24 protein-coding genes are annotated in these 23,149 nt (G+C 62.1%); 16 read left to right on the forward strand and 8 right to left on the reverse strand.

The window, feature by feature from the left end; all coding sequences use genetic code 11:
• The first annotated feature begins 218 nt into the window (after window positions 1-218).
• On the forward strand, window positions 219-416 hold the full coding sequence (locus CKO42_RS22035) for a hypothetical protein (RefSeq protein ID WP_200249091.1): 198 nt from the start codon (window positions 219-221) through the stop codon (window positions 414-416).
• 226 nt (window positions 417-642) lie between these two features.
• On the opposite strand, the gene CKO42_RS22040 is transcribed toward CKO42_RS22035, so the two are convergent.
• Window positions 643-1,041, reverse strand: a complete 399-nt coding sequence (locus CKO42_RS22040; protein ID WP_200249095.1) for a type II toxin-antitoxin system VapC family toxin — start codon at window positions 1,039-1,041, stop codon at window positions 643-645.
• Complete coding sequence (locus tag CKO42_RS22045) at window positions 1,038-1,268, reverse strand: ribbon-helix-helix domain-containing protein (RefSeq protein WP_200249098.1); 231 nt, start codon at window positions 1,266-1,268, stop codon at window positions 1,038-1,040. Before CKO42_RS22045 ends, CKO42_RS22040 begins: the two co-directional genes overlap by 4 nt.
• Before the next feature lie 242 nt (window positions 1,269-1,510).
• On the opposite strand from CKO42_RS22045, the gene CKO42_RS27575 reads away from it, so the two are divergent.
• The 13 genes from CKO42_RS27575 (at window position 1,511) to CKO42_RS28335 (ending at window position 14,813) form a co-directional block, all read left to right on the forward strand.
• A complete protein-coding gene (locus tag CKO42_RS27575; protein WP_242479605.1) occupies window positions 1,511-1,912 on the forward strand; it encodes a hypothetical protein in 402 nt (133 codons plus the stop codon).
• On the forward strand, window positions 1,845-2,768 hold the full coding sequence (locus CKO42_RS22050) for an AAA family ATPase (protein ID WP_242479606.1): 924 nt from the start codon (window positions 1,845-1,847) through the stop codon (window positions 2,766-2,768). The genes CKO42_RS27575 and CKO42_RS22050 overlap by 68 nt, the downstream gene beginning before the upstream one ends.
• Before the next feature lie 178 nt (window positions 2,769-2,946).
• A complete protein-coding gene (locus CKO42_RS22055; RefSeq protein ID WP_200249111.1) occupies window positions 2,947-3,195 on the forward strand; it encodes a DUF433 domain-containing protein in 249 nt (82 codons plus the stop codon).
• Window positions 3,192-3,542 (forward strand): DUF5615 family PIN-like protein, encoded by a 351-nt coding sequence (locus CKO42_RS22060; protein ID WP_200249114.1) that lies wholly within the window; start codon window positions 3,192-3,194, stop codon window positions 3,540-3,542. The genes CKO42_RS22055 and CKO42_RS22060 overlap by 4 nt, the downstream gene beginning before the upstream one ends.
• 239 nt (window positions 3,543-3,781) lie before the next feature.
• Window positions 3,782-5,317: an N-6 DNA methylase gene (locus CKO42_RS22065; RefSeq protein WP_200249117.1), complete on the forward strand. Its 1,536-nt coding sequence runs from the start codon at window positions 3,782-3,784 to the stop codon at window positions 5,315-5,317.
• Window positions 5,314-6,345 (forward strand): PDDEXK nuclease domain-containing protein, encoded by a 1,032-nt coding sequence (locus CKO42_RS22070; protein WP_200249128.1) that lies wholly within the window; start codon window positions 5,314-5,316, stop codon window positions 6,343-6,345. Before CKO42_RS22065 ends, CKO42_RS22070 begins: the two co-directional genes overlap by 4 nt.
• On the forward strand, window positions 6,332-6,868 hold the full coding sequence (locus tag CKO42_RS22075; RefSeq protein ID WP_200249131.1) for an AbrB/MazE/SpoVT family DNA-binding domain-containing protein: 537 nt from the start codon (window positions 6,332-6,334) through the stop codon (window positions 6,866-6,868). Before CKO42_RS22070 ends, CKO42_RS22075 begins: the two co-directional genes overlap by 14 nt.
• The gene (locus tag CKO42_RS22080; protein WP_200249140.1) at window positions 6,865-8,082 is read left to right on the forward strand and encodes a restriction endonuclease subunit S; all 1,218 of its coding nucleotides are present in this window, start codon (window positions 6,865-6,867) and stop codon (window positions 8,080-8,082) included. The genes CKO42_RS22075 and CKO42_RS22080 overlap by 4 nt, the downstream gene beginning before the upstream one ends.
• A 12-nt stretch (window positions 8,083-8,094) precedes the next feature.
• Window positions 8,095-8,358 carry a hypothetical protein gene (locus CKO42_RS22085; protein WP_200249142.1) on the forward strand — a complete coding sequence of 88 codons (264 nt, stop codon included), beginning with the start codon at window positions 8,095-8,097 and terminating at the stop codon, window positions 8,356-8,358.
• Window positions 8,359-8,545: 187 nt separating this feature from the next.
• A complete protein-coding gene (locus tag CKO42_RS22090; protein WP_200249145.1) occupies window positions 8,546-8,791 on the forward strand; it encodes a hypothetical protein in 246 nt (81 codons plus the stop codon).
• Between the two features lie 203 nt (window positions 8,792-8,994).
• Entirely contained in the window at window positions 8,995-9,219 is a 225-nt protein-coding gene (locus CKO42_RS22095; RefSeq protein WP_200249148.1) for a DUF433 domain-containing protein, read from the forward strand.
• Between the two features lie 49 nt (window positions 9,220-9,268).
• Window positions 9,269-12,685, forward strand: coding sequence for a DEAD/DEAH box helicase family protein (locus CKO42_RS22100; protein ID WP_200249151.1), 3,417 nt, complete (start codon window positions 9,269-9,271; stop codon window positions 12,683-12,685).
• Window positions 12,686-12,908: 223 nt separating this feature from the next.
• Window positions 12,909-14,813, forward strand: a complete 1,905-nt coding sequence (locus tag CKO42_RS28335; RefSeq protein WP_200249152.1) for an OmpA family protein — start codon at window positions 12,909-12,911, stop codon at window positions 14,811-14,813.
• Between the two features lie 65 nt (window positions 14,814-14,878).
• Here CKO42_RS28335 and CKO42_RS22110 read toward each other — a convergent pair whose 3' ends face one another.
• Both CKO42_RS22110 and CKO42_RS22115 read right to left on the reverse strand, forming a co-directional pair.
• Window positions 14,879-15,988, reverse strand: a complete 1,110-nt coding sequence (locus tag CKO42_RS22110) for an adenylate/guanylate cyclase domain-containing protein (RefSeq protein ID WP_200249154.1) — start codon at window positions 15,986-15,988, stop codon at window positions 14,879-14,881.
• A complete protein-coding gene (locus CKO42_RS22115; protein WP_200249156.1) occupies window positions 15,975-17,690 on the reverse strand; it encodes a bifunctional aminoglycoside phosphotransferase/ATP-binding protein in 1,716 nt (571 codons plus the stop codon). Before CKO42_RS22115 ends, CKO42_RS22110 begins: the two co-directional genes overlap by 14 nt.
• 155 nt (window positions 17,691-17,845) lie before the next feature.
• On the opposite strand from CKO42_RS22115, the gene CKO42_RS22120 reads away from it, so the two are divergent.
• Window positions 17,846-18,046 carry a YgaP family membrane protein gene (locus CKO42_RS22120; RefSeq protein WP_200249157.1) on the forward strand — a complete coding sequence of 67 codons (201 nt, stop codon included), beginning with the start codon at window positions 17,846-17,848 and terminating at the stop codon, window positions 18,044-18,046.
• A gap of 58 nt (window positions 18,047-18,104) precedes the next feature.
• Here CKO42_RS22120 and pgl read toward each other — a convergent pair whose 3' ends face one another.
• Window positions 18,105-18,824 carry a 6-phosphogluconolactonase gene (pgl, locus tag CKO42_RS22125; protein ID WP_200249171.1) on the reverse strand — a complete coding sequence of 240 codons (720 nt, stop codon included), beginning with the start codon at window positions 18,822-18,824 and terminating at the stop codon, window positions 18,105-18,107.
• 474 nt (window positions 18,825-19,298) lie between these two features.
• Between pgl and CKO42_RS22130 the strand changes: the two genes are divergently transcribed.
• Window positions 19,299-19,658, forward strand: coding sequence for a TusE/DsrC/DsvC family sulfur relay protein (locus tag CKO42_RS22130; protein ID WP_200249182.1), 360 nt, complete (start codon window positions 19,299-19,301; stop codon window positions 19,656-19,658).
• Between the two features lie 63 nt (window positions 19,659-19,721).
• Here CKO42_RS22130 and ccoS read toward each other — a convergent pair whose 3' ends face one another.
• From ccoS to CKO42_RS22145, 3 genes are read right to left on the reverse strand one after another with little or no spacing between them, the layout of a single operon-like run.
• Window positions 19,722-19,958: a cbb3-type cytochrome oxidase assembly protein CcoS gene (ccoS, locus tag CKO42_RS22135; RefSeq protein WP_200249197.1), complete on the reverse strand. Its 237-nt coding sequence runs from the start codon at window positions 19,956-19,958 to the stop codon at window positions 19,722-19,724.
• A 3-nt stretch (window positions 19,959-19,961) separates the two neighbouring features.
• Window positions 19,962-22,535 (reverse strand): heavy metal translocating P-type ATPase metal-binding domain-containing protein, encoded by a 2,574-nt coding sequence (locus tag CKO42_RS22140; RefSeq protein WP_200249199.1) that lies wholly within the window; start codon window positions 22,533-22,535, stop codon window positions 19,962-19,964.
• 11 nt (window positions 22,536-22,546) lie between these two features.
• The gene (locus tag CKO42_RS22145) at window positions 22,547-23,059 is read right to left on the reverse strand and encodes a FixH family protein (RefSeq protein WP_242479607.1); all 513 of its coding nucleotides are present in this window, start codon (window positions 23,057-23,059) and stop codon (window positions 22,547-22,549) included.
• Window positions 23,060-23,149: the final 90 nt, after the last annotated feature.

Raw genomic sequence — 23,149 nt, forward strand, 5'->3', positions numbered from 1 at the left:
CGCGCGGATTCCATCAGGGCGCGAGGAGCGATCACGCCACCTCATCACGACGCCGGATATATGGCCGCAACGTTTCCTTCTGCTGAACAGTCAAGTGGCTCTTGCATCGCGGGGCGGACCATATATGGGGTAGCGAGCGCGCCGCGCGGTCGCGCTCCAGACGCGCCCGGAGTTCGCACCCACTGATCGCTGCAAGATCATCGCTCGCCGGCGCCGAGTTGATCCCGGTCGGCATCCGCCTGCTGATGTCGTTCGAGACGCCAGTGGTCGCCGCTGGCATTCGGCTTGTGGGCTGGGTCGCTCAGGATGGCGCACAGAGTCGCTACCCGGCCTGGGTCCAGTTCGATGATTCGAGCCTGGAGGCGCTCATGGCGCTGCAGCGGCTGGTGGGTGGGGGTGAGCCGCTATCCGGGTAGAACTCTGAGGTCTCATGCTATGAGCCTCTACTTGATGGACCGGCGCGGGGGTAGCGTACCGACATGTTGGCCTCGCGTCGATGATATTGTCCCAGCGACTGGATCATCGCGCGATGACTTCGGGAGACATCCTGATCTAGAACACCACCTCTTCACCTTTCATCACCGGCCAGAATCTCGTGGTGGACAATGGTTAGGGTCTGCCACAATGAGCGACCCCGATGGCTTAGCGCCAGTCCTCCAGGCGCAATCCACGAATCCGCTCGAACTCGTCGGTGTTGCTGGTCACCATCGTCAAGCCGCGCGCTAAAGCCGTCGCGCCGATCAGGACATCGTAGGGACCGATTGGCCTGCCCCGGGCCTTTAGGTCCGCGCGCACCGAGGCGGCCGCTTGCGCATCGCCCAAGGCAAAGGGCAGCGTGGTGATGGATGCGAAAAACGCCTCCAGCACGGGCGTCAGCTCACGCGCCCGTGCCGGCTTCAGGTGCAACCCGAAGGCCACCTCCATGCGCGTCAGTGTCGAGATCGCGATCAAAGCCGGCGGCGTGGCCTTCACGCGCGTTAGCACCTTCGGCTTGCCCTTGACGAAGTCCGACACCGTGCAGGTGTCAAGCAGGTACTTCATGCCAGCGGATCATCAGTGGGCGCTGGCATCGCATCGCGCAGCGCCTCGAAACGCGGTGCGTCTGGAATGCCCTCGAAGTTTGCCACCGCCGCTGGCCAGGCGGAGCGTTCCGCCAACCAGGCCTGCAGCGCCTGGGCAATCAGCGCCGAGGCGCTTTGTCCTTGCTGCTCGGCCACAGCGAACAACCGCTCGCCGATTGATGGATCAAGTTCGATATCAATGTGCATGACTTGATACTCGGGAAGTGGGGAAGGTCTGATTAGCATAGATCGAAACCACTGTGCGGGTCAGCTTCGAGGCTCGACCGCACTCGACTCCGAAGAAGCGCTTGGCAGCTATACCCCCAAGGATCGGCTCAAGGGGTTGTTATGGGCTGCGGGCATGGGCGGCGTATCGCCCATAAGGTTGGACAGTCCCTGTCGCATTAGCATGGTTCAATAGGCCTCATCGACGACACAGGAGACCGCGCATGCCAACGCCCCGCACATCTTCCAGCACCCCAAGCAACAACGCCAAGGCCAACGGTCAGCGCCGTGCGTCCTTCAATCTCTGGCGCGAGGATCTGATCGCAGTGCCCGCGAGAGACCTTCGGCTCGCCCGCCTTGCGCTCGGGGTGTTAGACGCGATCAGTGCCACCGAGTCGCGCCTCAGTTCGCGCAGCGACAGCAATGATTTTGAGCTGTTGGTGCTGCTGCTGCCGTTGCTCGACCTCAAGCGACATCGAGGCTATGGACCCGGCCTTCCTGCGCCGCTTCCTGTTGCCAGTACCCTTCCACACCCCGCCACGCTCGGTTCGGCGGCAGATGGCCGAGCGCCACTTGGGGACGCTGGGGGTGTCGGCCTCGCTGTTGGATCAGCTGGCCCAGGATGAGCAGCTCACGCCTGCACAGTTCGGGGCTGCCGGGCAGTTGGTAAAGATCCGCAACGACAGCGACCCGGATACCGTGGCCACCCACAGCATCAGCGCCCAGCGCACCCTGCTCCATGGCGCGCCGGCACCCCGGCAGCGCAGGCCGGCAACGGCGTTTGATCCGGCGTTGCTGAATCTCGCTGGCGAGTGGCAGCCGGGGCAACTGCTCAAGGCCTTGCAGCGCAGTGGTCGCGGCAGTCTGTGCTTCTACGGCCCACCGGGCACCGGCAAGACCCAGTTCGCCGAGGTGCTGGCCGAAGCCTTGGACCGCGAGTTGATTGCGCGTCAGGCCTCGGAGCTGATCTCGCCCTACGTCGGGCAGACCGAGCAGAACCTGGCGCGGCTGTTCCAGAGCACCGATCCGGAGCGCAGCGTCCTCTTGCTCGATGAGGTCGACAGCTTCCTGACCGATCGCGGCCAGGCTCGGCACAGTTGGGAGCGCACGCAGGTCAACGAGCTGTTGCAGCAGCTGGAGCGCTATCCGGGCATCTTCATCGCTGCGACCAACCGGATGCAGGGTCTGGATCAGGCGGCGCTGCGCCGGTTTGACTTCAAGCTACACTTCCGGGCACTGTCACCGGCACAACGGCGAGTCTTGTTTGCCCGAGAGGTCTATGGCGATGCCGAGGCGCAGATCGCAACGCTGATCGGTCGGCATCTAGATCAACTGGAGTTGCTCACCGCGGGTGATGTGGCGAATGTCTGCCGGCAGCGCGCGTTGCTCGGTGAGGACTTTGGGACTGAACCTGAGCTGTTTTTGCGGCGGTTGATCCAAGAATGTCGATTGAAGGGCGGTGAGCAGGTGCGGGCGGCTTGAAGAAGCCTGTCGCTGACCGCCATAAACGACCCACCGAGAGTTCAACGGTAGTGCTACAGATCTGTTTGTCTCGAGTCGATGATGCTGTCCAAGCGACTGGATCATCCGGCTATGACCTCGGAAGACATCCAGATCTAGAACACCACAACAAAGCCGAACCAAATCGGAGTCCAAGCACATGAACGACGACCTATTAAAGCGGATTACGATCGATGCACGCATCTTTGGTGGCAAGCCGATCATTCGCGGCCGGCGCCTCGCCGTCGAGCACCTGTTGGGGATGCTGGCAGCGGGTGATGACATGGAGACCCTGCTCGAAGGTTATCCCTGGTTGGAGCCTGAGGATATTTTGGCCTGTCTCGGTTACGCCCACCGTTTGGTCGAACACGAGCGCGTTGAACCAGTGATGGTGGATACCGCCGCGTGAAACTGCTCTTGGATACCTGTGTCTGGGGCGGTGCCGCGTCTGTCCTGCGAGATCGAGGCCACGATGTGGTCTGGATGGGCGACTCCGAGCCAGACCCCGGAGATGACGCCATCATGGCAATCGCGTTTCGCGAGGCAAGGGTCATCGTTACCTTAGACAAGGATTTCGGCGAGTTAGCGATCGTCTATCGACGCCCGCATCGGGGCATCCTACGACTCGTCGGTTTATCGGCGCGCCAACAAGGCCCTTATTGTGCTCAAGTCGTTGATCGCTACGCCGCCGATCTCGAATCCGGTGCGATTTTGACCGTGACGGCGCAGCGGGTGCGGATTCGTGCGCCGGACTGAGCGTCATCAAACCAACGCTCTTGAGGGATCGACGACATGATCCACTGGATGGCTCGCCGAACTCGAACACCTCCTCGATGCTGGCGACGCTTCAACGTCTCCAGGCCACAAGCGTCGAAGGTTACGAGATCCGTTACACGGGTCCTAGATTGGCAGTCAGAGGACAGTGACAACGCTGTCCATCACACTGAAGGATGACCGCATCGCGCGGTGACGATACCCCATGACAGGAGAAATGCGTGATCACAGGAGAACTCAAATCAAGGATCGACCGCATCTGGGACAGCATGTGGTCCGGCGGCATCTCCAACCCGCTTTCGGTCATCGAGCAACTGACCTACCTGCTGTTCATCAAACGCCTCGACGAGCTGCACACCCTGCGCGAGCGCAAGGCCGCGCGCACCGGCCAGCCGATCGAAGCGCCCATCTTTCAGGACTATCAGTCGAAGCTGCGCTGGTCGCGCTTCAAGCAGACCGCGCCCGAGCAGATGTTCGCGACGGTCAAGGATGAGGTCTTCCCCTTCATCAAGACCCTCGGCAGCCGGAACGGACCGGGCGGCGGCACCGACGCGGAAGGCGACTCCACCTACTCGCACCACATGCGCGACGCCATCTTCATGATGCCCACCCCGCGCGTACTCGCCAACGTCGTCGATCAACTCGATGCCATCGACATGGCCGACAGCGACACCAAGGGCGATCTCTACGAGTACATGCTCGACAAGATCGCCCAGGCCGGGACCAACGGGCAGTTCCGAACCCCGCGCCACATCATCAAGCTGATGGTCGAGATGACCGCGCCGACGCCCAGCGATGTCATCTGCGATCCATCCTGCGGCACCGCCGGCTTTCTGATCGCCGCCTCCGAGCACCTGCGCACACACCATGCCGAGGCCATCTACAAGAGCGAAGCATCGCGCCGGCGCTTCAACGAGGGCACCTTCCACGGCTTCGACTTCGACAGCACCATGCTGCGCATCGGCAGCATGAATATGCTGCTGCACGGGGTCGAGAACCCAGACATCCGCTACAAGGACTCGCTCGCGCAGTCGGTCTCCGATGATGGCAACGACGCCGAGCGCTACTCGCTGATCCTCGCCAATGCGCCCTTCGCCGGTAGCCTCGATTACGAATCCACGGCCAAGGACCTGCTGCAGATCGTTAAGACCAAGAAGACCGAACTGCTGTTCCTGGCGCTGTTCCTGCGCCTGTTGCAGATCGGTGGGCGTGCCGCGATCATCGTGCCGGATGGCGTACTGTTCGGCTCCAGCAAGGCGCACAAGGCACTGCGCCAGATCCTGGTCGAGGATCAGAAGCTCGATGCCGTGATCTCGATGCCCTCGGGTGTGTTCAAGCCTTATGCCGGGGTCTCCACCGCCATCCTGCTGTTCACCAAGACCGGCCCTGTGGGGCAATCGAGGGGCGGCACCGACCAGGTCTGGTTCTACGACATGCGCGCCGACGGCTACTCGCTCGACGACAGGCGCACCCCACAGCCGGACAAGAGCGACCTGCCCGACATCCTCGCCCGCTGGCAAGCCTTGCGTGCACAAGGGCAGGACGCCGAGGCCGAGCGCAAACGCACCGAGCAGAGCTTCCTGGTGCCCAAGGCCGAGATCGCCGGTAACGACTATGACCTCTCGATCAACCGCTACAAGGAGGTCGAGTACGAGGCGGTCGACTACGACCCGCCAGCGGTGATTCTGGAGCGGTTGGCGAGGCTCGACGCGGAGATCGCCGAAGGACGGCAGGCGTTGGAGTCGCTGCTGCAATGACCCATGAGCTCGCCGGAGCGCCCGACGCCTTCTTCGAGCGCATCCGCGCCATTCTCTCCGAGGCGCACGGCCGGACTTACGCCAGCGTCAACGCCATCATGGTCGAGGCGTACTGGAAGATCGGTCAGCGCATCGTGGAGGAGGAACAAGGCGGCCAGGCCAAGGCCGCCTACGGCAGCCAACTCATGCCCGAGCTGTCGCGGCGCTTGGGCGATGAATTCGGCAGAGGCTTCTCCGTCGCCAATCTGTTCAACTTCCGCCAGTTCTATCTGGCTTTTCCGACCGAGGAAAAACTCTACGCACTGCGTAGAGAATTGAGCTGGAGCCACTACCGGCTGATCATGCGCGTCGAAGACGCCGAGGCCCGCGCCTACTACATCCGCGAGGCCGCCGACCAAGGCTGGAGCAGCCGTCAGCTGGAGCGCAACATCCGCAGTGGCTGGCATCGGCGCCTGCTGTCACCCAAAGCCCCCGCCGAGGACCGCCAGCCACCGGACCCCCGCGGCCTCATCAAGGACCCTTACGTCCTCGAATTTCTCGGCCTTCCCGAAGACCAACGCCTGCATGAAGCCGGCCTCGAGACCGCACTGATCGGCAAGCTCCAGCACTTCCTGCTCGAGCTCGGTCGCGGCTTCTCCTTCGTTGCCCGCCAGTTTCGGATCAGCACCGAGACCAGCCATTTCTCCGTCGACCTGGTCTCCTACAATTATCTGCTCAAGTGCTTCGTGCTCATCGACCTGAAGACCGACAAGCTCTCCCATCAGGACATCGGCCAGATGGACATGTACGTGCGCCTGTTCGACGACCTCAAGCGCGGCGCCGATGACAACCCGACCCTCGGCATCATCCTCTGCGCCGATCGCGACGAGACCATCGTGCGTTACTCGGTGCTGCATGAGAGCGAGCAGTTGTTTGCCTCGAAGTATTTGGCCGTGCTTCCCAGCGAGGAAGCCCTAGCCCGCGAGCTGGAGGCGAGGCATGTGTTGGACGTTCAACCAGGAGGATCGGAATCCCATGATTGCGCTTGAGATCAAAACCATCGGCAATGCGGCCACGGTCACCCTGCCACCGCAAGCACTCGCTCTGCTGAATGCGAAAGTAGGAGACACCTTATACCTGATCGCAGTGCCTGAGGGTGTCTTGCTGAGTCCCTACAGCCCGGAGCTGACGCGGCAAATGCGGGCCGCGGAGGAGATTATGCGGGAGGATAAAGACGTGTTGCGCGACATCTGCGCCGACGGCTTCTCGCTCGATGACAAGCGCAAGCCGCAGCCGGACAAGAGTGACCTGCCGGACATCCTGACCCGCTGGCGGGCTTTGCGTGCACAAGGGCACGACGCCGAGGCCGAGCGCAAACGCACCGAGCAGAGCTTCCTGGTGCCCAAGGCCGAGATCGCCGGCAACGACTACGACCTCTCGATCAACCGCTATGAGGAGGTCGAGGACGAGACGATGGAGTATGACCCGCCAGCGTTGATTCTGGAGCGGCTGGCAAGGCTGGAGGAGGAACTTGCGGAGGAGCGAAAGGAACTGGCGGAGATGCTTCAGTGAGCACTAACATTCCGCTCGGCGATGCGCTAGTAGACGCCGAGGTGTTTACCGATGGTGACTGGGTAGAGTCCAAGGACCAAGATCCTCAAGGCGACGTGCGCTTGACCCAGCTTGCGGATGTCGGTGATGGCGTCTGGATCAACAAGTCGGGGCGATTCCTGACACTAGAGAAGGCACGGGACCTGAGGTGCACTTTTCTCCAAGAAGGAGATGTGCTGGTTGCGCGGATGCCGGCCCCGTTGGGGCGTAGCTGCATTTTCCCTGGAGACCCGATGCCATGCGTCACAGTCGTAGACGTGTGTGTGATCCGACCAGACCGGCGCAAAGTTGATAATCGGTACCTCATGCATGGCATTAATTCGCCGCTCGGGCGAAATGGCATAGCTCGTCATGTAACGGGAACAACGCGCCAGCGTGTATCGCGTAAGAATCTCGCGAAGGTTGAGCTTCCCCTCCCGCCCCTCGCTGAGCAGAAGCGGATTGCGGCGATTCTGGATGCTGCGGACGCCTTGCGGGCCAAGCGCCGCGAGTCCCTCGCCGAACTCGACAGGCTCCTTCAGTCCACATTCCTCGATCTGTTTGGTGATCCTGTGACCAATCCGATGGGGTGGGGGCTAGATAGGATCGCGAGTATAGTCGTCCGCAAGCCAAACAACGGCGTTTTCCGGAAAAACCATGAATATTCCGAGTTTAGAGATGAAGGAAAGCCGGTTGTCTGGGTAGAGGAGCTTTTTTACGGGAACGAGATCGATACATCTAGGTCCCGCCGACTTAAAGCAACCTCGGACGAGGTAGAGAGATACGGGCTAACGTTCGGCGACATTTTGTTCTGCCGATCCTCTCTCAAGCTAGACGGGATCGCATACAACAACGTTTTCCTAGGTGGCTCCAATGAGGCTCTATTCGAGTGCCACTTGATTCGTATCTCTCCAAACCTGAGCATCATTGATCCGGTGTTCTTGAATCAGCAGCTTCGCACTGTTCCGATGCGTGCTGTACTAAAGTCCAAGTCGAAAACTGCGACGATGACGACAATTGACCAGAAGGCGTTGTCATCCGTTGAAGTGATCATTCCACCGCTTGATCTCCAACGCCGCTTCGCCACCATCGTTGAGTCCATCGAGCGCCAGAAAACCCGCCTCCGCGCCCACCTCACCGAACTCGACACCCTGTTCGCCTCGCTCCAATCCCGCGCCTTCAACGGTGAACTCTGAGAGATCGCCGCCATGACGCTCGCCGAAACCATCTACCAGAAAAGCCTGACACTACCACCGGAGAAGGCGCGTGAGGTGCTCGACTTCATCGACTTCATCAAGGACCGCCCAGGCGTTACCGCGGCTGATAGCGACAGAGGCGCTGCCAAGCGAAGATCGCTACTCGAAGTCTTTGAGGAAGCGGGCCTAGTCGGCTGCCTGGAGACAGACGAACAGCTATCAACCACCTACAAGGCGCAGCTTGACTTCTCACACAAGCACGGTGGGCCAGTATGATCATCGTCGACACCGGTTTCTGGTTCGGCCTGATGGACCGCCGCGATCGATACCACAAACCCTGCCGTCGATTTCTCGCACTTTCTCACCTATCGGTGGAAGAACACCAAGCTGTTTACCAATCTGCTTGCCGCTCCCGCCAAGGGTTAACGCGAGCTTGCATACAGAGTCATTTTGGGAGCGGGATGTGAGCACACAGAAGTTCAGTCGCGAACAAGTAAAGGCAGAGATCGATCAACTCGATAGCGAGTATTTGGGACTCGCCTATCGGGTGATTCGCCAGTTTCCTTATCGAGCGGAACAGCGACAGCGCCCCGGTAAGCCAACTTTTTCGCGAAGTTGGCTAGGCAAGCTTCAAAAGCCATCCTTCAGTGACCAAACGCTGCAGGACAATCCCAAGTTGGCCTATCTGGCAAAGCGGTATGGGCTATGAGGGGCCGGACTATGAATCAGCCCTTTTAAGGTGAAGAAATTCGTCTGACTGCAAGCCCCTGATTTTTCGTCAAGGTACTTGCGGCGGATCGTATGGTTCGGTGACTTCCAGATTGACCTGGCATCGTAAGCCACTGATCTTAATTGTTGTTTTTATGCACCTTAAAAGGGCCGGACTATGAATCTACCCTTGGAGACACCGTCATGACCGACTTAGCACGCATCACCGTTGATCCCGAGGTCTGCGGAGGTCGGCCATGCATTCGAGGCCTGCGGGTGCGCGTCAAGGATATTTTGGACATGCTTGCAGGGGGTGCCTCACGCGACGAGATCTTGGCGGATTATCCGTACTTGGAAGACGCTGACATCACCGCCGCACTCAACTACGCAGCGGCCCAAACCGACCACCTGATCTTGCGGGTCGCCTGATCGTGCGCTTTCTGGTGGACGCTCAATTGCCCCCGGCGGAGGGCTGCCCATGACCAACTTCGCCTTCCTACCCCCGGAGTTCCGCGACATCCAAGATGCCGCAACCAAGGCAGAAGGCCACATCTGGAGCGACCCCCGCGCCGCCTGCTTCCACGCTCGCTTCACGCTCGAGGCCATCGTCCACTGGCTCTACCGCCACGACCGCGACCTGCAGCATCCCTACGACAACAGCCTAGGCGCACTGCTACACGCCACCAGCTTCCAGAACCTGGTCCCGCAGGCGGTCTACCTGAAGGCGCGGCTGATCCAACAGCAAGGCAACGAAGCCGTCCACAATCCGCGCCCGGTGCGCGAGCAGGATGCGCTGCAGGTGGTTAGAGAGCTACATCACGTCTGCTATTGGCTGGTCCGCACCTACACCCCGGATATCTCACGGGCCGGTGCGGCCTGGAGCGACGAGCGCGTCCCGCCCGCCCTCAGCAGTCACGAGGTCGTCCCGCGCCAGGAGCTGGAAGCCCTGGAGGCCAAGCTCGCCGAGCAGACCGCCGAGGCGCTAAAACGCCAACAACAACGCGATGCACTGGACACCGAGATCCAGGCCTTGCGCAATCAGCTCGCCGAGGTCCGCGCCGCCGCCGAGCAGGTGCCCGACGACCACGACTACTCCGAAGTCGAGACCCGCTCGCACCTGATCGACATCGAGCTAAAGCGCGCCGGCTGGGCGCTCGATCCAGCCCCCGGCAGCCACAAGGTTCGCGAGGTCGAGGTCACCGGCATGCCCATCGGCGTGGACTCTGGCACGGGCATCGGCTACGCCGACTATGTGCTCTGGGGCGATGACGGCAAACCGCTGGCGGTGATCGAGGCGAAGAAGACCAGCGTCGACCCGCACGCCGGCCAGCAGCAGGCCAAGCTCTATGCCGACTGCCTGGAGCAGATGCACGGCCAGCGCCCGCTGATCGTCACCACCAACGGCTACAGCACCTGGCTCTGGGACGACCAAGCCTATCCACCACGCCAGATCGCCGGCTTCTACAGCAAGGACGCGCTGAGCCGACTCATCATCCGCCGCAGCCAACGCCAGGCGCTGGATGTCAGTCAGATCAAGGACGCCATCGCCGGGCGCTACTACCAGAAGCGCGCCATCGGCAGCCTCTGTGCGCTGTTCACGGCCGCGCGGCGCAAGGCGCTCCTGGTGATGGCCACCGGCACAGGCAAGACCCGCACCGCCATCGCCCTGGTCGATCTGCTGCAGCGCGCCAACTGGGCCAAGCGCGTGCTGTTCCTGGCCGATCGCGTCTCCCTGGTCAAGCAGGCGTGCAATGCCTTCAAGGCGCACCTGCCCGAATCCAGCCCGGTCAATCTGGTCACCGAGAAGGACATTGAGGGCCGGGTCTACGTCTGCACCTATCCGACCATGATGGGCCTGATCAACGAGACCGCCGGCCAGGAGGCCCGCTTCGGCGTCGGCCACTTCGACTTGATCATCATCGACGAGGCCCATCGCTCGGTCTATCAGAAGTACGGCGCGATCTTCCGCTACTTCGACGCCCTGCTGGTTGGGCTCACCGCGACCCCGCGTGATGAGGTCGACAAGAACACCTATGCGCTGTTCGATCTGGAGCCAGGGGTGCCGACCGACGCCTATGAGCTGGAACAGGCGGTCAACGACGGCTTCTTGGTGCCGCCCAAGGTCCAGCAGGTCGATCTCCGTTTCCCACGCGAGGGCATCGACTACGACAGCTTGAGCGATGAGGAGAAGGCGCAATGGGAGGCGCTGGATTGGGGCGATGACGCCGATGACGAGCGCCTACCCGAGCGGGTCAATGCCGCCGCCATCAACAGCTGGCTGTTCAACAAGGACACGGTCGACAAGGTGCTGCAGCACCTGATGGAGCACGGCCACCGCGTCGACGGCGGCGATCGACTCGCCAAGACGGTGATCTTCGCCCGCAACCACGACCATGCCGTCTTCATCGAGCAGCGCTTCAACCACCACTACCCGCACCTCAAGGGCCAGTTCGCGCGTGTCATCGACAACTATGCCAAGTACGCCCAGAGCCTGATCGACGACTTCGCCCAACCAGAGAAACGGCCGCAGATCGCGATCTCGGTCGATATGCTCGACACCGGCATCGACGTCCCCGAGATCGCCAACCTGGTCTTCTTCAAGCCGGTCTACTCCAAGATCAAGTTCTGGCAGATGATCGGCCGCGGCACCCGGCTCTGCCCAGACCTGTTCGGCCCCGGCGAAGACAAGCAGGACTTTCGCGTCTTCGACTTCTGCTTCAACTTCGATTTCTTCAAAGAGCATCCGGAGGGCATCAACGCCCGCGACAGCGCGCCGCTGGGCACCCGATTGTTCCGCGCCAGAGTCGCGCTGCTCGGGCACCTCCAGACCACCCCCGAGCTGGACCCGGATGCCGATCTGCAGATCGCTCTGAGCGACGGCCTGCATGCCGAGGTGGCGGCAATGAACCGCGAGAACTTCATCGTGCGGATGCACCTGGAACCGGTTGAGCGGTTCCAGGAGCGCGCTGTCTGGGACGATCTCACCGAGCAGGACCGCGAAATCCTACAGCGCGAGCTTGCCGGCCTGCCGTCCGAGAGCGAGACCGATGATCTGGAGTCGCGACAGTTTGACCTGACTGCGCTACGCATGCAGTTGGCACTGGCCGAGACGGACAGCGCCACCTTCGAGCGCCAACGCCAGCGCGTGGTCGAGATGGCGATGCTGCTGGAGGAGAAGCAGGCGATCCCCGCCGTTCAGCAACAGCTCGCCTATCTCGCGAGCCTGCAGGAGACGGACTTCTGGGAAGGCATCGGCCTCCCGCAGCTCGAGGAGCTACGCCTGCGCCTGCGGGGCCTGGTGCCGCTGCTCGACAAAAAGGAGCGCAAAGTCGTCTACACCGACTTCAAAGACGAGGTCCTCGGCGTGCGCGAGGAAGCGGCGGTTGCGGTGCCGCGCATGACCGGCGTGCAGTACGAGAAGAAGGTCAAGGCCTACCTGAGCAGCCATCTGGACAACATCGTCATCCACCGCCTGCGGACCAACCAACCGCTGACCCCGACCGACCTGGAGCACCTGGAGACGACGCTGGTCAAGATCGGCGAGGATGAGGGCAAGACCCTGCTCTCCGGGCTCTTGGAGCGCAACAGCGCGCCTTCGCTGGTGCATTTTGTTCGCAGCCTCGTCGGCATGGATCGCCAAGCGGCTCAGGCGGCCTTCTCGCAGTTCCTCAACGACCGCAGCCTCACCCCACCGCAGATGCGCTTCATCGAGTTGATCATCGACCAACTGACCGCGCGCGGGCTCATGGACGCCGCCGCGCTCTACGAACCGCCGTTTAGTCACCTGCATGCCTGTGGACCAGATGCATTGTTCGCGGGACGAGACAATGTGATCGATGGGGTGTTTGCGGCGTTGAAGGGATTAGAGCCTGAGCGGCTGGCCGCTGTTGGGTAAGTCCGTGCGGTTCAGGTCGTTTTTGAACCGCCCCATCACGGAGAAAACGGCATAATGGCGGCGGCTCCGGCCTAGAGCCCTGCCCGCCTGTCTGCCTTCGCTCACCATTGGAGGCCGCAGCCACTCGACCAACGACCGCGGCTTAGCCCAAACCTGGGGTCCCAACACCAACAAGATCGCGCCAGCCCCAGAGCGCGACGCATCGAATCCGGGAGGATGTGACGTGTCCGAATCATCTCAATCGATCTGGAAGCCGCTGTTTTGGCTTGTGCTCGCCTCATTGATCGCTGTCTATCTGCTCTACAGCTACCACAGCAACCAGTTACAAGAGGCGATTGGCGATGAGCATCAGTCGCTGCGCGCACTCAACCAGACCCTTAACGCCACCAAGGATGAGCTGGCCAGTGCACAGCAGGCACTGGACGCAGCGAAGGCCGAGATCAACGCGCTCAAGAATCGCCATACCGAGCAGCTGGAATCAGTCACGGACGAGCATCAGAGCGCAACGTCTGCCATGCAGCAGGCACATGAACAACAGCTCGCGGAACTGAGCGCACGCATCGATGACTTCAGCACGGAGAAGACGTTGCTGACGGCCGAGACCGAGGCCTGGAAACGCGCCAAGGACAAGCTTGAGCAGGACCTGCGTGAGTCGATCGAGGCCAGCGCCGCGCTCGAGGACCACTTGGCCGATACGGCGGAGACCCGACACGAGCTCGAAGTCAAGTTGGCAGCCGACGACGGCACCATCGCCGAACTCAACGCCCTGTTAAATCGCGCCAACCAGACCGAGGCCCTGCTGAACGACAAGCTCGAACGCGGTGCTGCTACCCAGGACAAGCTCGAAGGCCTAGTCGCAACGGAAGAGGCGGCCATCCTCGAGCTGCAGGAAAAGTTGGTTGCTACGACCCAAAGCCGCGCCGAGCTAGAACGGCTGCTAGCAACGACCAACGAAGAGCCGCCAACGTCAGACGATACATCATCCGCGCCTAAGCCAAGCCCCGAGCAACTGGCCTTGCAGGCGCGCGTGGAGCAGTTAGAGACCGATCTCGAGGCCATCACTGCCGAACGAGACCAACTCGCCGCGGATCAGACGGCAAGCCAGTCCAACGATCAGCAAGAGGCCGCAATGGCCGAGCTGCGCAAGGACTTTGATGCCGAACGCGTCACACTCGAGGCTGAACTCGCTGAGGCCACACAGCGCATTGATAGTCTCCAGGCCGAGCTTGATGCCGGACGCGAAGCCCTAGAACAACAACTTGCCGAGGCCAAGGCGCAGCATGAGGACGCACGCGCCGCCGCTTTAGCCGAGGCGGAGGAGAAGCGCAAAGCGGCCATCGCCACCCTGCAACAAACCCAAGGTGAAGCGCACGCGCAGACCTTGGCAGAGGCCGAACAGCGCATCGAGAGCCTCAACCGCGCGCTCGAGGCGGCGCGCGAGACCACCGCGCAGCAAACCGCTGCGGACAAAGAGGAGCAAGCGCAGCTGCGCGCTGAGCTCGATGAGGCAAAGGGCGCGCTCGACGAGCTGAAACAGACACTCGCGGCTCGCACCGATGACCATCAATCGCAGACGGCCGATTACGAAGCACGCATCGCTGACACTGAGGCCGCCCTCGAGGCGATGCGTCGCGAGATGCAAACGCAAGAGACGGCCCTGCAAAGCGCTCGCGAGCAGAGCGACCGTTTGCGTCAGGATGCGGTAGAGCAGACCTCCGATCAGATTCATGACTTCTACGAGCAATTCGCACCACTTGGCGCCCAACTGACCGATCGTGGTCTGCTAGTCAACCTGAGCGGCGACAACATCCGCTTCCCCAGCGGCAGCGCCCTGCTGCCTGAGGACGCCGGGCCGACCCTTGCCCAGATTGCCGAGATCTTGGTGAGTCATCCAGATCTGGTCGTGCAGATCGAAGGTCACACCGACAGCTCCGGCAACGCCGACATCAACCTTCAACTCTCTAAGCAACGCGCAGCCGCCGTTCGCGATGCGCTGATCGAGCGGGGGATTCAGTCAGCACGACTCAGCATCAAGGGCCTGGGCTCGACAAACCCAATCGCATCCAATGCAACCGACACGGGACGGCAGCGCAACCGCCGGGTCGAGCTCTATGTGGTGCGCGAGTAGTGACGCGAAGAGGTGCGCGAGTGGAACCACAAGGAGGCGCGCGGGGACCAGCGCTAGCCAGGGAATCAGTGACGCCAAAGCGACTCGTCGATCAGATCCTTAAGTCGCTGCTGCGATGCCGTATCCGCCGAGCTGAGCTCCAGGCTCGTGCGGAAGTGGTCTGCCCAAGGCACCGTCTGCACCACCCTCGCGTAGAGGTCGCCGACATCAGACAATCCCTGATGCGACGCAAGACTGATCACCACATCTGAAGCATCAGGCAGCCCAAGCGGGAGATCAGCCCGCAAACCAAAATAGCCGATATCGTTAATCAGACCTGGAATCGGCATCGGCCGGATGCCCTGCGCATCGACTTGGCGGAAGGTCGCCTCCAGACTGACGCCGATACGCGGCGAGCGGCGCACCTCGATCGGCGGCACCACTAGCCGACACTGCGGGGCATGCACACTCAGCAGCTCATAGAGCTGCACCGGATGGCTAATCCCTTTGAAGCGCACCACGTTGACAGCGCCAACCTCGATCAGGTCTGCAGCAGCAGCACGGGTGGACTCGCTGATCAGCACCTGCCCGCGCAGCGCAAAGGATTCGATGCGTGATGCCAGATTCACCACATCGCCGATCACGGTATATTCGCTATGCGCCGTTGAGCCGAAGCTGCCAGCAACCAGGTTACCGGTATTCAACGCAATGCCGGCGAAGAGTTCAGGCAGACCGCGCTCCCGAGCGTCCTGGTTGAGCGCCAGCATGGCCCTCTGCATCTCCGCCGCGCAGGCCAATGCCCGCAACGAATCATCGCCGCGCGCGTCCGGCAGCCCGAACAGCGCCATCACGGCATCGCCAACAAACTTATCAACCACACCACCAAATCGATCGATGATCGCGGTCATCGCGGCAAACCAGCGATTCAGAAGCTCGATCATGGTCGCCATCGGCAGTGACGACATCAGCGCGGTAAAGCCACGAATATCGGCAATCAACACCGTCGCATAGGCCTCAACCTGGGGCTGAGACTCGAGCAGAAAGGCATCGAGCACCGGATTGAGACGCCCCTCGAGCACGCGCCGTATCGCCTCTGGCCGCCCGGGCTGCGCCAGGCGCAGCAAACCCTCAGCCTCGAGGTCTCGAACCACCTGCTCAATGCCGGCGAAGAGCTCGGTGCGATTACGATGCTGCATGCGACGCCGTGCTCAAGGACGCAATCCCCGGGGCCCTTTTGCCCGGATCGCCCGCAACATGCGCAAGTACGGCCTCGATCTGCATCGGCGCCTCACTATTGAGGAAGACCGCCATTGGATGCTCGGCCTCGGTCAACGGCTCATGGTTGGCAATTTGCAAGCTCAGGACATCGATGTCGGCATCTGAAGCGTCGGCGCCCACAAGGCTGCGCGCGCTGATTCGCTCGCGCAAGAGGTGCATCGGCGCCTGCATCACAAGGATGCGGTGGGGGCAGTTCAAGGTTTGCGCGAGTGCTCGGAAACGGGCCCGCTGTCGGCGTTGCAAGAAGGTCGCATCGACCAGCACGCTGAACCCGGCCTCGATCAACTCCCGCGCGAGCGCGAGGAGGCGTGCATACGTCCGTTCGTTGACATCGGCGGTGTAGAGCTGCGCAACCTGCTGCGCTGAAGGACGGCTCTGCGGCGCAACACCGCATAGGCGTTTGCGCTCGATATCCGAGCGGATTTGAATGATCGGTAAGTGCTCGCGCAAGAGATTTCCGATCCAGGTCTTGCCGCTACCGGAGAGGCCATGGGTGATAAACAGCTTGGGCCGATGGCGACCGGTACAGGTTTTGGCCAGCGCGAGATAGTGAAAAAGCGCTGCGCGCACGCTGAGCCCGGACGAGCAGCGGGGCGCAGGGCTCGGGGCGTCTGCGTCCAATGGTGGCGAGCCGGAGGGCGGAGAAGGTCGCCCCGTCTCGATGGCCTGTGACGGTTGCGCTTGCATGAGTTGGATCGCGCTGACCTTAGCCCGCACCAGCGCACGATAGACCTGATAAAAGCGTAGCAACCGCAGCCCAGCATAATCACCGCTGACCTCAAGGTAGCGGTTGAGAAGGCGTCTCGAGAAGCTGCTCGCGCCACTCTCGGCCAGGTCCATAGTGAGAAAGGCGACCTCACTCATGGTATCGATCCAACGCAGGCTCGGATTGAACTCAAGACAATCGAAGATCAGCGGCTGCTCGTCAAGCACCACGATGTTACCGCGGTGCATATCGCCATGACACTCGCGGATAAAGCCATCGCGACGTCGTTGCTCAATGACGGGCCGCAGGAATGCGAAACGCTTGCGTGTCCAGCGCTCCAGGCGCTGAAGGCGCTGAAGGCAACGCTTAACCTCAGCTTCCTGCCCCTCACAAACCGCGAGCGCGGATCGCAGAGGCGGAAAATTGTCTAACATCGGCGCCAACACAGCGCTCGGATCACCATAGGGCGTATCGGGCGGCGCAGGCGATAGGCTGGAATGGAAGCGAGCCACGCGCTCGGCCAGGCGGTCGACCAGCGATTCATTCAGCGGGTGCTGCGAGAGCAACAACCGCTGCTCAAAACGGCGCATCCGCAGCGCATAGTCGATGACCTCACCCTCAACATTCATGCGCACCTGATTGCGAACACGAACGACAGGAACAACATCCAGATAGAGTTGCGGCGCCAGGCGGCGATTGAGCCGTAGCTCCTCCTCGCAGTAGAAGCGCCGGCGGCCTAGGGTCGAGAAGTCAACAAACCCAAGCGACACCGGCCGTTTCAGCTTGTAGGCATAGTCGCCCGCCAAGAAGATTTGCGAGATATGCGTGATCAGACCTTCGACCTGATCCACCGGATGCGGATAGGCTCCGGGGTCGAGTAGATCAGCGAGTGGCGCTAACTCGTTGGCCAGCATCTAGGGCAGCCGGGCCCTAGACCCGCAACAGTGGCGGCAGCAACGTACGACGCATAAGTAGCGTCCACGACGCCGGCAAGCTTGCGAAGACGAAGGCCGGTTCAATAGACTATTCTCCAGTGCGTGAATCACGCTGTCTCTCTGAGGTTCATTTGATGAGTATCGAACGTATCGTGTTTGCGGTCGCCGGCGCCTTTGTGCTGATCTCCGCCATCCTGGCTGCAACTGTCAGCCCCCTCTGGCTCTGGTTCACCGGCTTCGTCGGGCTCAACCTGCTGCAGTCGGCCTTTACCGGCTTTTGCCCGCTCGCTGTCATCCTGAAAAAGCTCGGCAAGGAGCCTGGCACCGCGTTCTGAAGGCGAGTTTGGTGGGCGTCCTAGCCAGGGCGCCCGACCTCTTGCCGCATCCTGCCGATCAGATCAGCGCGGCTGCAGCCGCGCGATCAATCAACACTCGACTCTGAGCGGCTGTCGCAACCTGCGCCACCGGCAAAGGCTCGCCCGCCGACCAGCTCCGAATGGCATCCGCCTTACCGCTCCCGGTCACCAGGATCAGCAACTGTTCGCTCTGCGACAATGCGCGAGTGGTCAACGAGACGCGATCTGGTGGCGGTTTCGGCGAGTCATGCACCGGCATCGCGAGCCGGTCGTCAGGCACCTTGCGACCCGGAAATAGGCTCGCTGTGTGACCGTCCTCCCCCATCCCCAAAAGCACCAAATCGAACGGAAGCGCCGCCGCGACGAACGGTTCATAGGCTTCGGCGGCAACCTCAGCGCCGAGCTCGGCCGGGATGGCGAACACCTGGCCACGCGGCACGGACACACGGTTCAGCCAGGCCTGATCGGCCGCGAGGCTATTACGCTCCGGGTCGGCAATCGGCAGGCAGCGCTCATCGCCGTGATAGATCCACCAGCGCGACCAATCCGCATCCGCATCCGCATCCGCATCCGCTAAAAGCGCATAGGCCGCGGTCGGGGTCGTTCCGCCGGCCAAGCACAGCCGGAAGCGGCCATGACGCGCGATGGCCGCATCTGCAGCCGCTAGAATGGCATCAGCGGCGGCTTGAGCCACCGCTGCCTTGTCGTCGAAGAGCACCACCTTGGTACCCGGTAAGACAACGTCATCAGAAGCCATGTTGCTCTCCGTCGAAGCTCGATTCCACCATCACTCCACTAGCGCTCTACTAGCGCTCTACTAGGCCAGCACTAAGTCTCCACTAGGCTCCACCATAACGCAGCCGCGTCGCGGTAATGACGATGGTAAGCCGGAATCCGCCAGTGGCACTAGCCCCAAACCGAGCGGGCAGCAAAAGTGGGGGCAAGACGGGCGCTCAGCTGGGGAAAGTCCTTACCTTAGAAACAAGCACTTCGTCGTCCGGAGTGGCGACGTGCCTTGCGCCAATTCAGCCGCTGACCCCTTATGCACACTGCTGGCACCGCCGTGAGGGGTTAGCCTTTCCGTACGCGAGTGCTTGCCGAGTAATTGCAAGTTGAGGTTGCAGAGTGAGCAAATTGCGTGGAGCAGCCGCAGAACGCGACTTGACCTGTGCCGAGGCATCGCGTAAATCTCCGAAAACAACGATCTCAGCAACAACGAGGAGAACCACCGATGGCAGAGACCATGCGCGACATCATGAACCCAGGCGCAACAACCCACGACCCGCGCTTCCCGCAAGCGCCAGCGGATTGGAGTCCAGCGGATGCCGAACAGCAAGCCAGCAGCGAAGGCCTGACACTGAGCGACGACATCTGGGAGGTGGTGCGAGCACTGCAAACGTTTTTCGCCAAAGACGAGCAACCCAACACACGCGCGCTTCACGATGCCCTCGACGAGCATTTCCACGATCGTGGCGGCCTCAAACACTTGTATGAACTCCTGCCTGGCGGCCCAGTGGCACAAGGCTGCCGCTTAGCGGGCCTAAAACCCCCAGCGGGCGCCGTCGATGCCTCATTCGGCAGCGTCAAATAAGGCTGTCGAGCCGTTGCGTTGCGTTGCGAGCAGGTGCGCCGCGAGCAGCTGCGACGCGCATGGCTAAGAGCGGCGTTTTTCGCCGCTGCTCGCTGAATCTCGGCTCGACGCCTTCCGATCAATCTCAGCATCCGGGAAGCGGCGCGCCTCTTCAGCATCGGCATCCTCGTCCATCAAGATGCGCTGGCCGTCGCCTTCCAGGTCATCGAACTGACCACTGCGTGCGGCCCAGAAGAGCACCACAACTGCCACCAGCCCAAGCAACAGCATGCCGGGAATCAGGCCATAGATCACTTCCATTCACTAACCTCGTGGGTTGCTCCGAGCGGCTGACGACCGCGCGCCTTGCTTGAACAGCCGCCGCAGCCGTGCCGAGTTACCGATCACCGCCAGCGAGCTCAGCGGCATCGAGATCGCGGCGACTAACGGCGTGATCAACGCGGCCATCGCCAGCGGCACCATGATCAGATTGTAGGTAATCGAGAGGCCGATGTTTTGGCGGATGGTGCGCAGCGTGCGCCGCGACAGGGCTGCAGCATCGCGCACTCGCATCAGCTCGGCGCTCATCAACACGATGTCGGCACTGGCGATCGACACATCGGTGCCACTGCCCACCGCAATGCCAACATCGGCACGCACCAAAGCCGGCGCATCGTTGATGCCATCGCCGACCATCGCCACCCGCTCGCCACGCCGTTGCAGATCGGCGATCACCCGGTCCTTATCCTCGGGGCGAACATCGGCGATCACTTCGATCGTCCCCAGCTGTGCGGCGATGCGGCGCGCGACGGCCTCGCGATCCCCGGTCAGCAGCGTGACGCGAATCCCATCGGCTTGCAACCGTTGCACGACCTCGGCGGCATCCGCGCGCAAGCGATCGGCCGCGAGCAGCCGCAGGCGCTCGACGCCGTCGATGGCGCAGTGCAAGGTGGTGCCGAGGGGGGCGGCAGGCTCGCCGGCTGGAAGTGGACTCTCGGGTAACGCCGACGGATTTCCGCCTGCCGCAGGCGTCTGGCAGTCAATGCCGTTCTCACGCAGCCACTCGCGTGTCCCGATCACCAGTCGATGACCATCAACGCTGCCACTGATCCCTGCGCCAGGCTCAACATGCACGTCCCGCACCTCAGCCGAGCCCAGCCCGATCCCAGCGCCTTTCGCCAGGCGCACCACCGCGTGCGCCAAGGGATGCTCAGAGACCCGCTCTAGCGCCGCCACCAGCCGCAATAACTCAGGTTGAGCATGAGAGAACGCCACATCTGCCGGCCAACGCTGCCAGCCAGCCTCCAGTTCGGTCGGCTCACCGAGATCAGCCGCCAAGGTCTGAACCTGAATGACTTCCGGGCGCCCCTCGGTCAGCGTGCCGGTCTTGTCGAACACGAAATGGTCGATATCCGAGAGTGTCTCCAGCACCGCGCCCTGTTTGATCAGGATGCCGTGGCGAGCGCCGAGCCCAGAGGCCACCGCGATCGCCATCGGCGTCGCCAGTCCGAAGGCGCAAGGGCAGGTGATGATCAGCACCGAGGTCGCCGCCATCAGCGCCGTCTCCAGATCGCGCCCGCTCCAGAGCCCGAAGGTGATCAGCGCCAGGCCGATAGTGAGAGCGACGAACCAGGGCACGATCCGATCCGCCAAGGACTGGATCGGCGCCTTACTCGACTGCGCGTCCTCGACCAGCCGGATGATGCGCCCGAGCGCGGTATCGCGCAGCAGACCGGTGACCCGTACCTCGAGCACGCCAGCACCATTCAGGGTGCCCGCGGTAACGCTGTCGCCGATGGCGCGCTTGACCGGCTCGGACTCGCCGGTCAGCATGGCCTCATCGACCTCGCTGCGCCCCTGGCTAACGATCCCGTCGGCAGGAATCGTCTCGCCGGGGCGCACCAGCAGCAGATCGCCCATGGCGACCGCGCGGATCGGCACCACCACCTCCTCGCCGTCACGCAGAACGGTGGCAATCTTCGGTTGCAGATCCAACAGGCGCTGCGTCGAGGCCATCGCTTGGCGCTTGGACATCGCCTCGAGGAAGCGCCCAACCAAGATCACGAAGAGAAAATTGACTACCGTATCCCAGTACACATGGCCCTGGCCGCCGACCGTGACGTAGAGCGAGTACAGGTAGGTGATCGAGGCGCCGATCGCGATCGGCAGATCCATGGTCAGGGCGCCCTGCCGCAGCCCCAGCCAGGCGCCGCGATAGAAGGGCCAGCCGGAATAGATCAGCGTCGGGGTGGCGATGGCGAAGCCGATCCAGTGGAAGAGTCCGCGGAACTCACCCTCGTCGGCCCCTGCATAGAGCGCGATCGAGACCCACATCAGATTCATCGCCGCGAAGGCGGCAAACGCCATGCGGAAGAGGAGCGCGCGGTTGCCCCGCTTGAGAGCACCTTCGGCGGTCTCCGGATCGAAAGGCACCGCGGCGTAGCCAATCTCGCCCAGCCGCCCGATCAGGCTTGACAGACGCTGGCGCGAGTTATCCCACTTCAGGCGCAGCCGGCGACCAGTGAGATTGACCCGAGCCTCCTCGACGCCTGGCATCTTGCTGAGGCCGGTCTCGATGAGCCAGACACAGGCCGCGCAGTGGATGCCTTCGACGTGCAGATTGATCTCGCGCAGGTCGGCCGTGGTATCGAGATAAGCGGCCTGGACCTCGTCTAGGTCATAGAGCGCGAGCTGCTTGGGTGGCTCAGGCGGTGGCCCGAGCACCTCGCCTTCAGGCGTGCGCCGATAGAAGCCCTCGAGTCCAGCGGCAAAAATGGCCTCACAGACCGATTTGCAGCCGGTACAGCAGAAGTGACGCTCGCCGCCGGCAACGGTTGCCGTGACCGTCTCCGTGCGATCCAACGGCAGACCGCAGTGGAAACAGCGACCCTGAATCACGAGCCAATCATCTAATGATCAGCGACCCCAATGCGCTGATCGAAGGCAATCTCTTGGCCTCCGGTCTGCGCCGCGACCAGGGTGTCCCAGAGACCTGAAAGCGCAAAGGTGACCTCTGCAGCATAGCGCCCCGGGGCCTCCTCAACCATCGGCAACGAGAAGTCGGCTGAGGGGTCCGAGGGCCGATAGGCGTAGTAGGTCACTTGGTCTGGGCGCACTGGCTGGCCGACCGAGTCGACCACATAGAAGCGCACCATCGTTGGCGTTTTTGCCGCGACATCAGCCGGCGTATCCAGACTCATGGTCCAGCCCGGCGCCTCCGCGCGCCTTGTGGTCAGACTCCGCTCGACATCACGCCCACGCTCATAGTAATCATCGACCACAAGGCCAGGGTTGGTCACGAATGCGAGCGTGATCATGGTCGCATTCACAACCACGACGACCACCACGAGGCCGATCCAACCAAGAAACCAGGGGCTGCGCCAGGCTGAGTCTGGCCCGCCGCCCTGGCCGGCAGGCGCCAATTGAGGTCTATGATCAGCGCTGACCGACGCCGTTGTTACATCACTCATGGTTTTGTTTACAGTTTCGGATAGCAGAAAAATCGTCGCCAG

It is taken from the genome of Lamprobacter modestohalophilus (genome assembly GCF_016583905.1).
Taxonomy (GTDB): Bacteria; Pseudomonadota; Gammaproteobacteria; order Chromatiales; family Chromatiaceae; genus Lamprobacter; species Lamprobacter modestohalophilus.

Coding starts and splice junctions, on each gene's coding strand:
- pgl (WP_200249171.1), bottom strand. CDS start 18,824: ATGGCTTCTGATGACGTTGTCTTACCGGGTACCAAGGTGGTGCTCTTC.
- CKO42_RS22100 (WP_200249151.1), top strand. CDS start 9,269: ATGACCAACTTCGCCTTCCTACCCCCGGAGTTCCGCGACATCCAAGAT.
- CKO42_RS22055 (WP_200249111.1), top strand. CDS start 2,947: ATGAACGACGACCTATTAAAGCGGATTACGATCGATGCACGCATCTTT.
- CKO42_RS22070 (WP_200249128.1), top strand. CDS start 5,314: ATGACCCATGAGCTCGCCGGAGCGCCCGACGCCTTCTTCGAGCGCATC.
- CKO42_RS22040 (WP_200249095.1), bottom strand. CDS start 1,041: ATGAAGTACCTGCTTGACACCTGCACGGTGTCGGACTTCGTCAAGGGC.
- CKO42_RS22075 (WP_200249131.1), top strand. CDS start 6,332: ATGATTGCGCTTGAGATCAAAACCATCGGCAATGCGGCCACGGTCACC.
- CKO42_RS22050 (WP_242479606.1), top strand. CDS start 1,845: ATGGCCGAGCGCCACTTGGGGACGCTGGGGGTGTCGGCCTCGCTGTTG.
- CKO42_RS22045 (WP_200249098.1), bottom strand. CDS start 1,268: ATGCACATTGATATCGAACTTGATCCATCAATCGGCGAGCGGTTGTTC.
- CKO42_RS27575 (WP_242479605.1), top strand. CDS start 1,511: ATGCCAACGCCCCGCACATCTTCCAGCACCCCAAGCAACAACGCCAAG.
- CKO42_RS22095 (WP_200249148.1), top strand. CDS start 8,995: ATGACCGACTTAGCACGCATCACCGTTGATCCCGAGGTCTGCGGAGGT.
- CKO42_RS22130 (WP_200249182.1), top strand. CDS start 19,299: ATGGCAGAGACCATGCGCGACATCATGAACCCAGGCGCAACAACCCAC.
- CKO42_RS22085 (WP_200249142.1), top strand. CDS start 8,095: ATGACGCTCGCCGAAACCATCTACCAGAAAAGCCTGACACTACCACCG.
- CKO42_RS22120 (WP_200249157.1), top strand. CDS start 17,846: ATGAGTATCGAACGTATCGTGTTTGCGGTCGCCGGCGCCTTTGTGCTG.
- CKO42_RS22115 (WP_200249156.1), bottom strand. CDS start 17,690: ATGCTGGCCAACGAGTTAGCGCCACTCGCTGATCTACTCGACCCCGGA.
- CKO42_RS22110 (WP_200249154.1), bottom strand. CDS start 15,988: ATGCAGCATCGTAATCGCACCGAGCTCTTCGCCGGCATTGAGCAGGTG.
- ccoS (WP_200249197.1), bottom strand. CDS start 19,958: ATGGAAGTGATCTATGGCCTGATTCCCGGCATGCTGTTGCTTGGGCTG.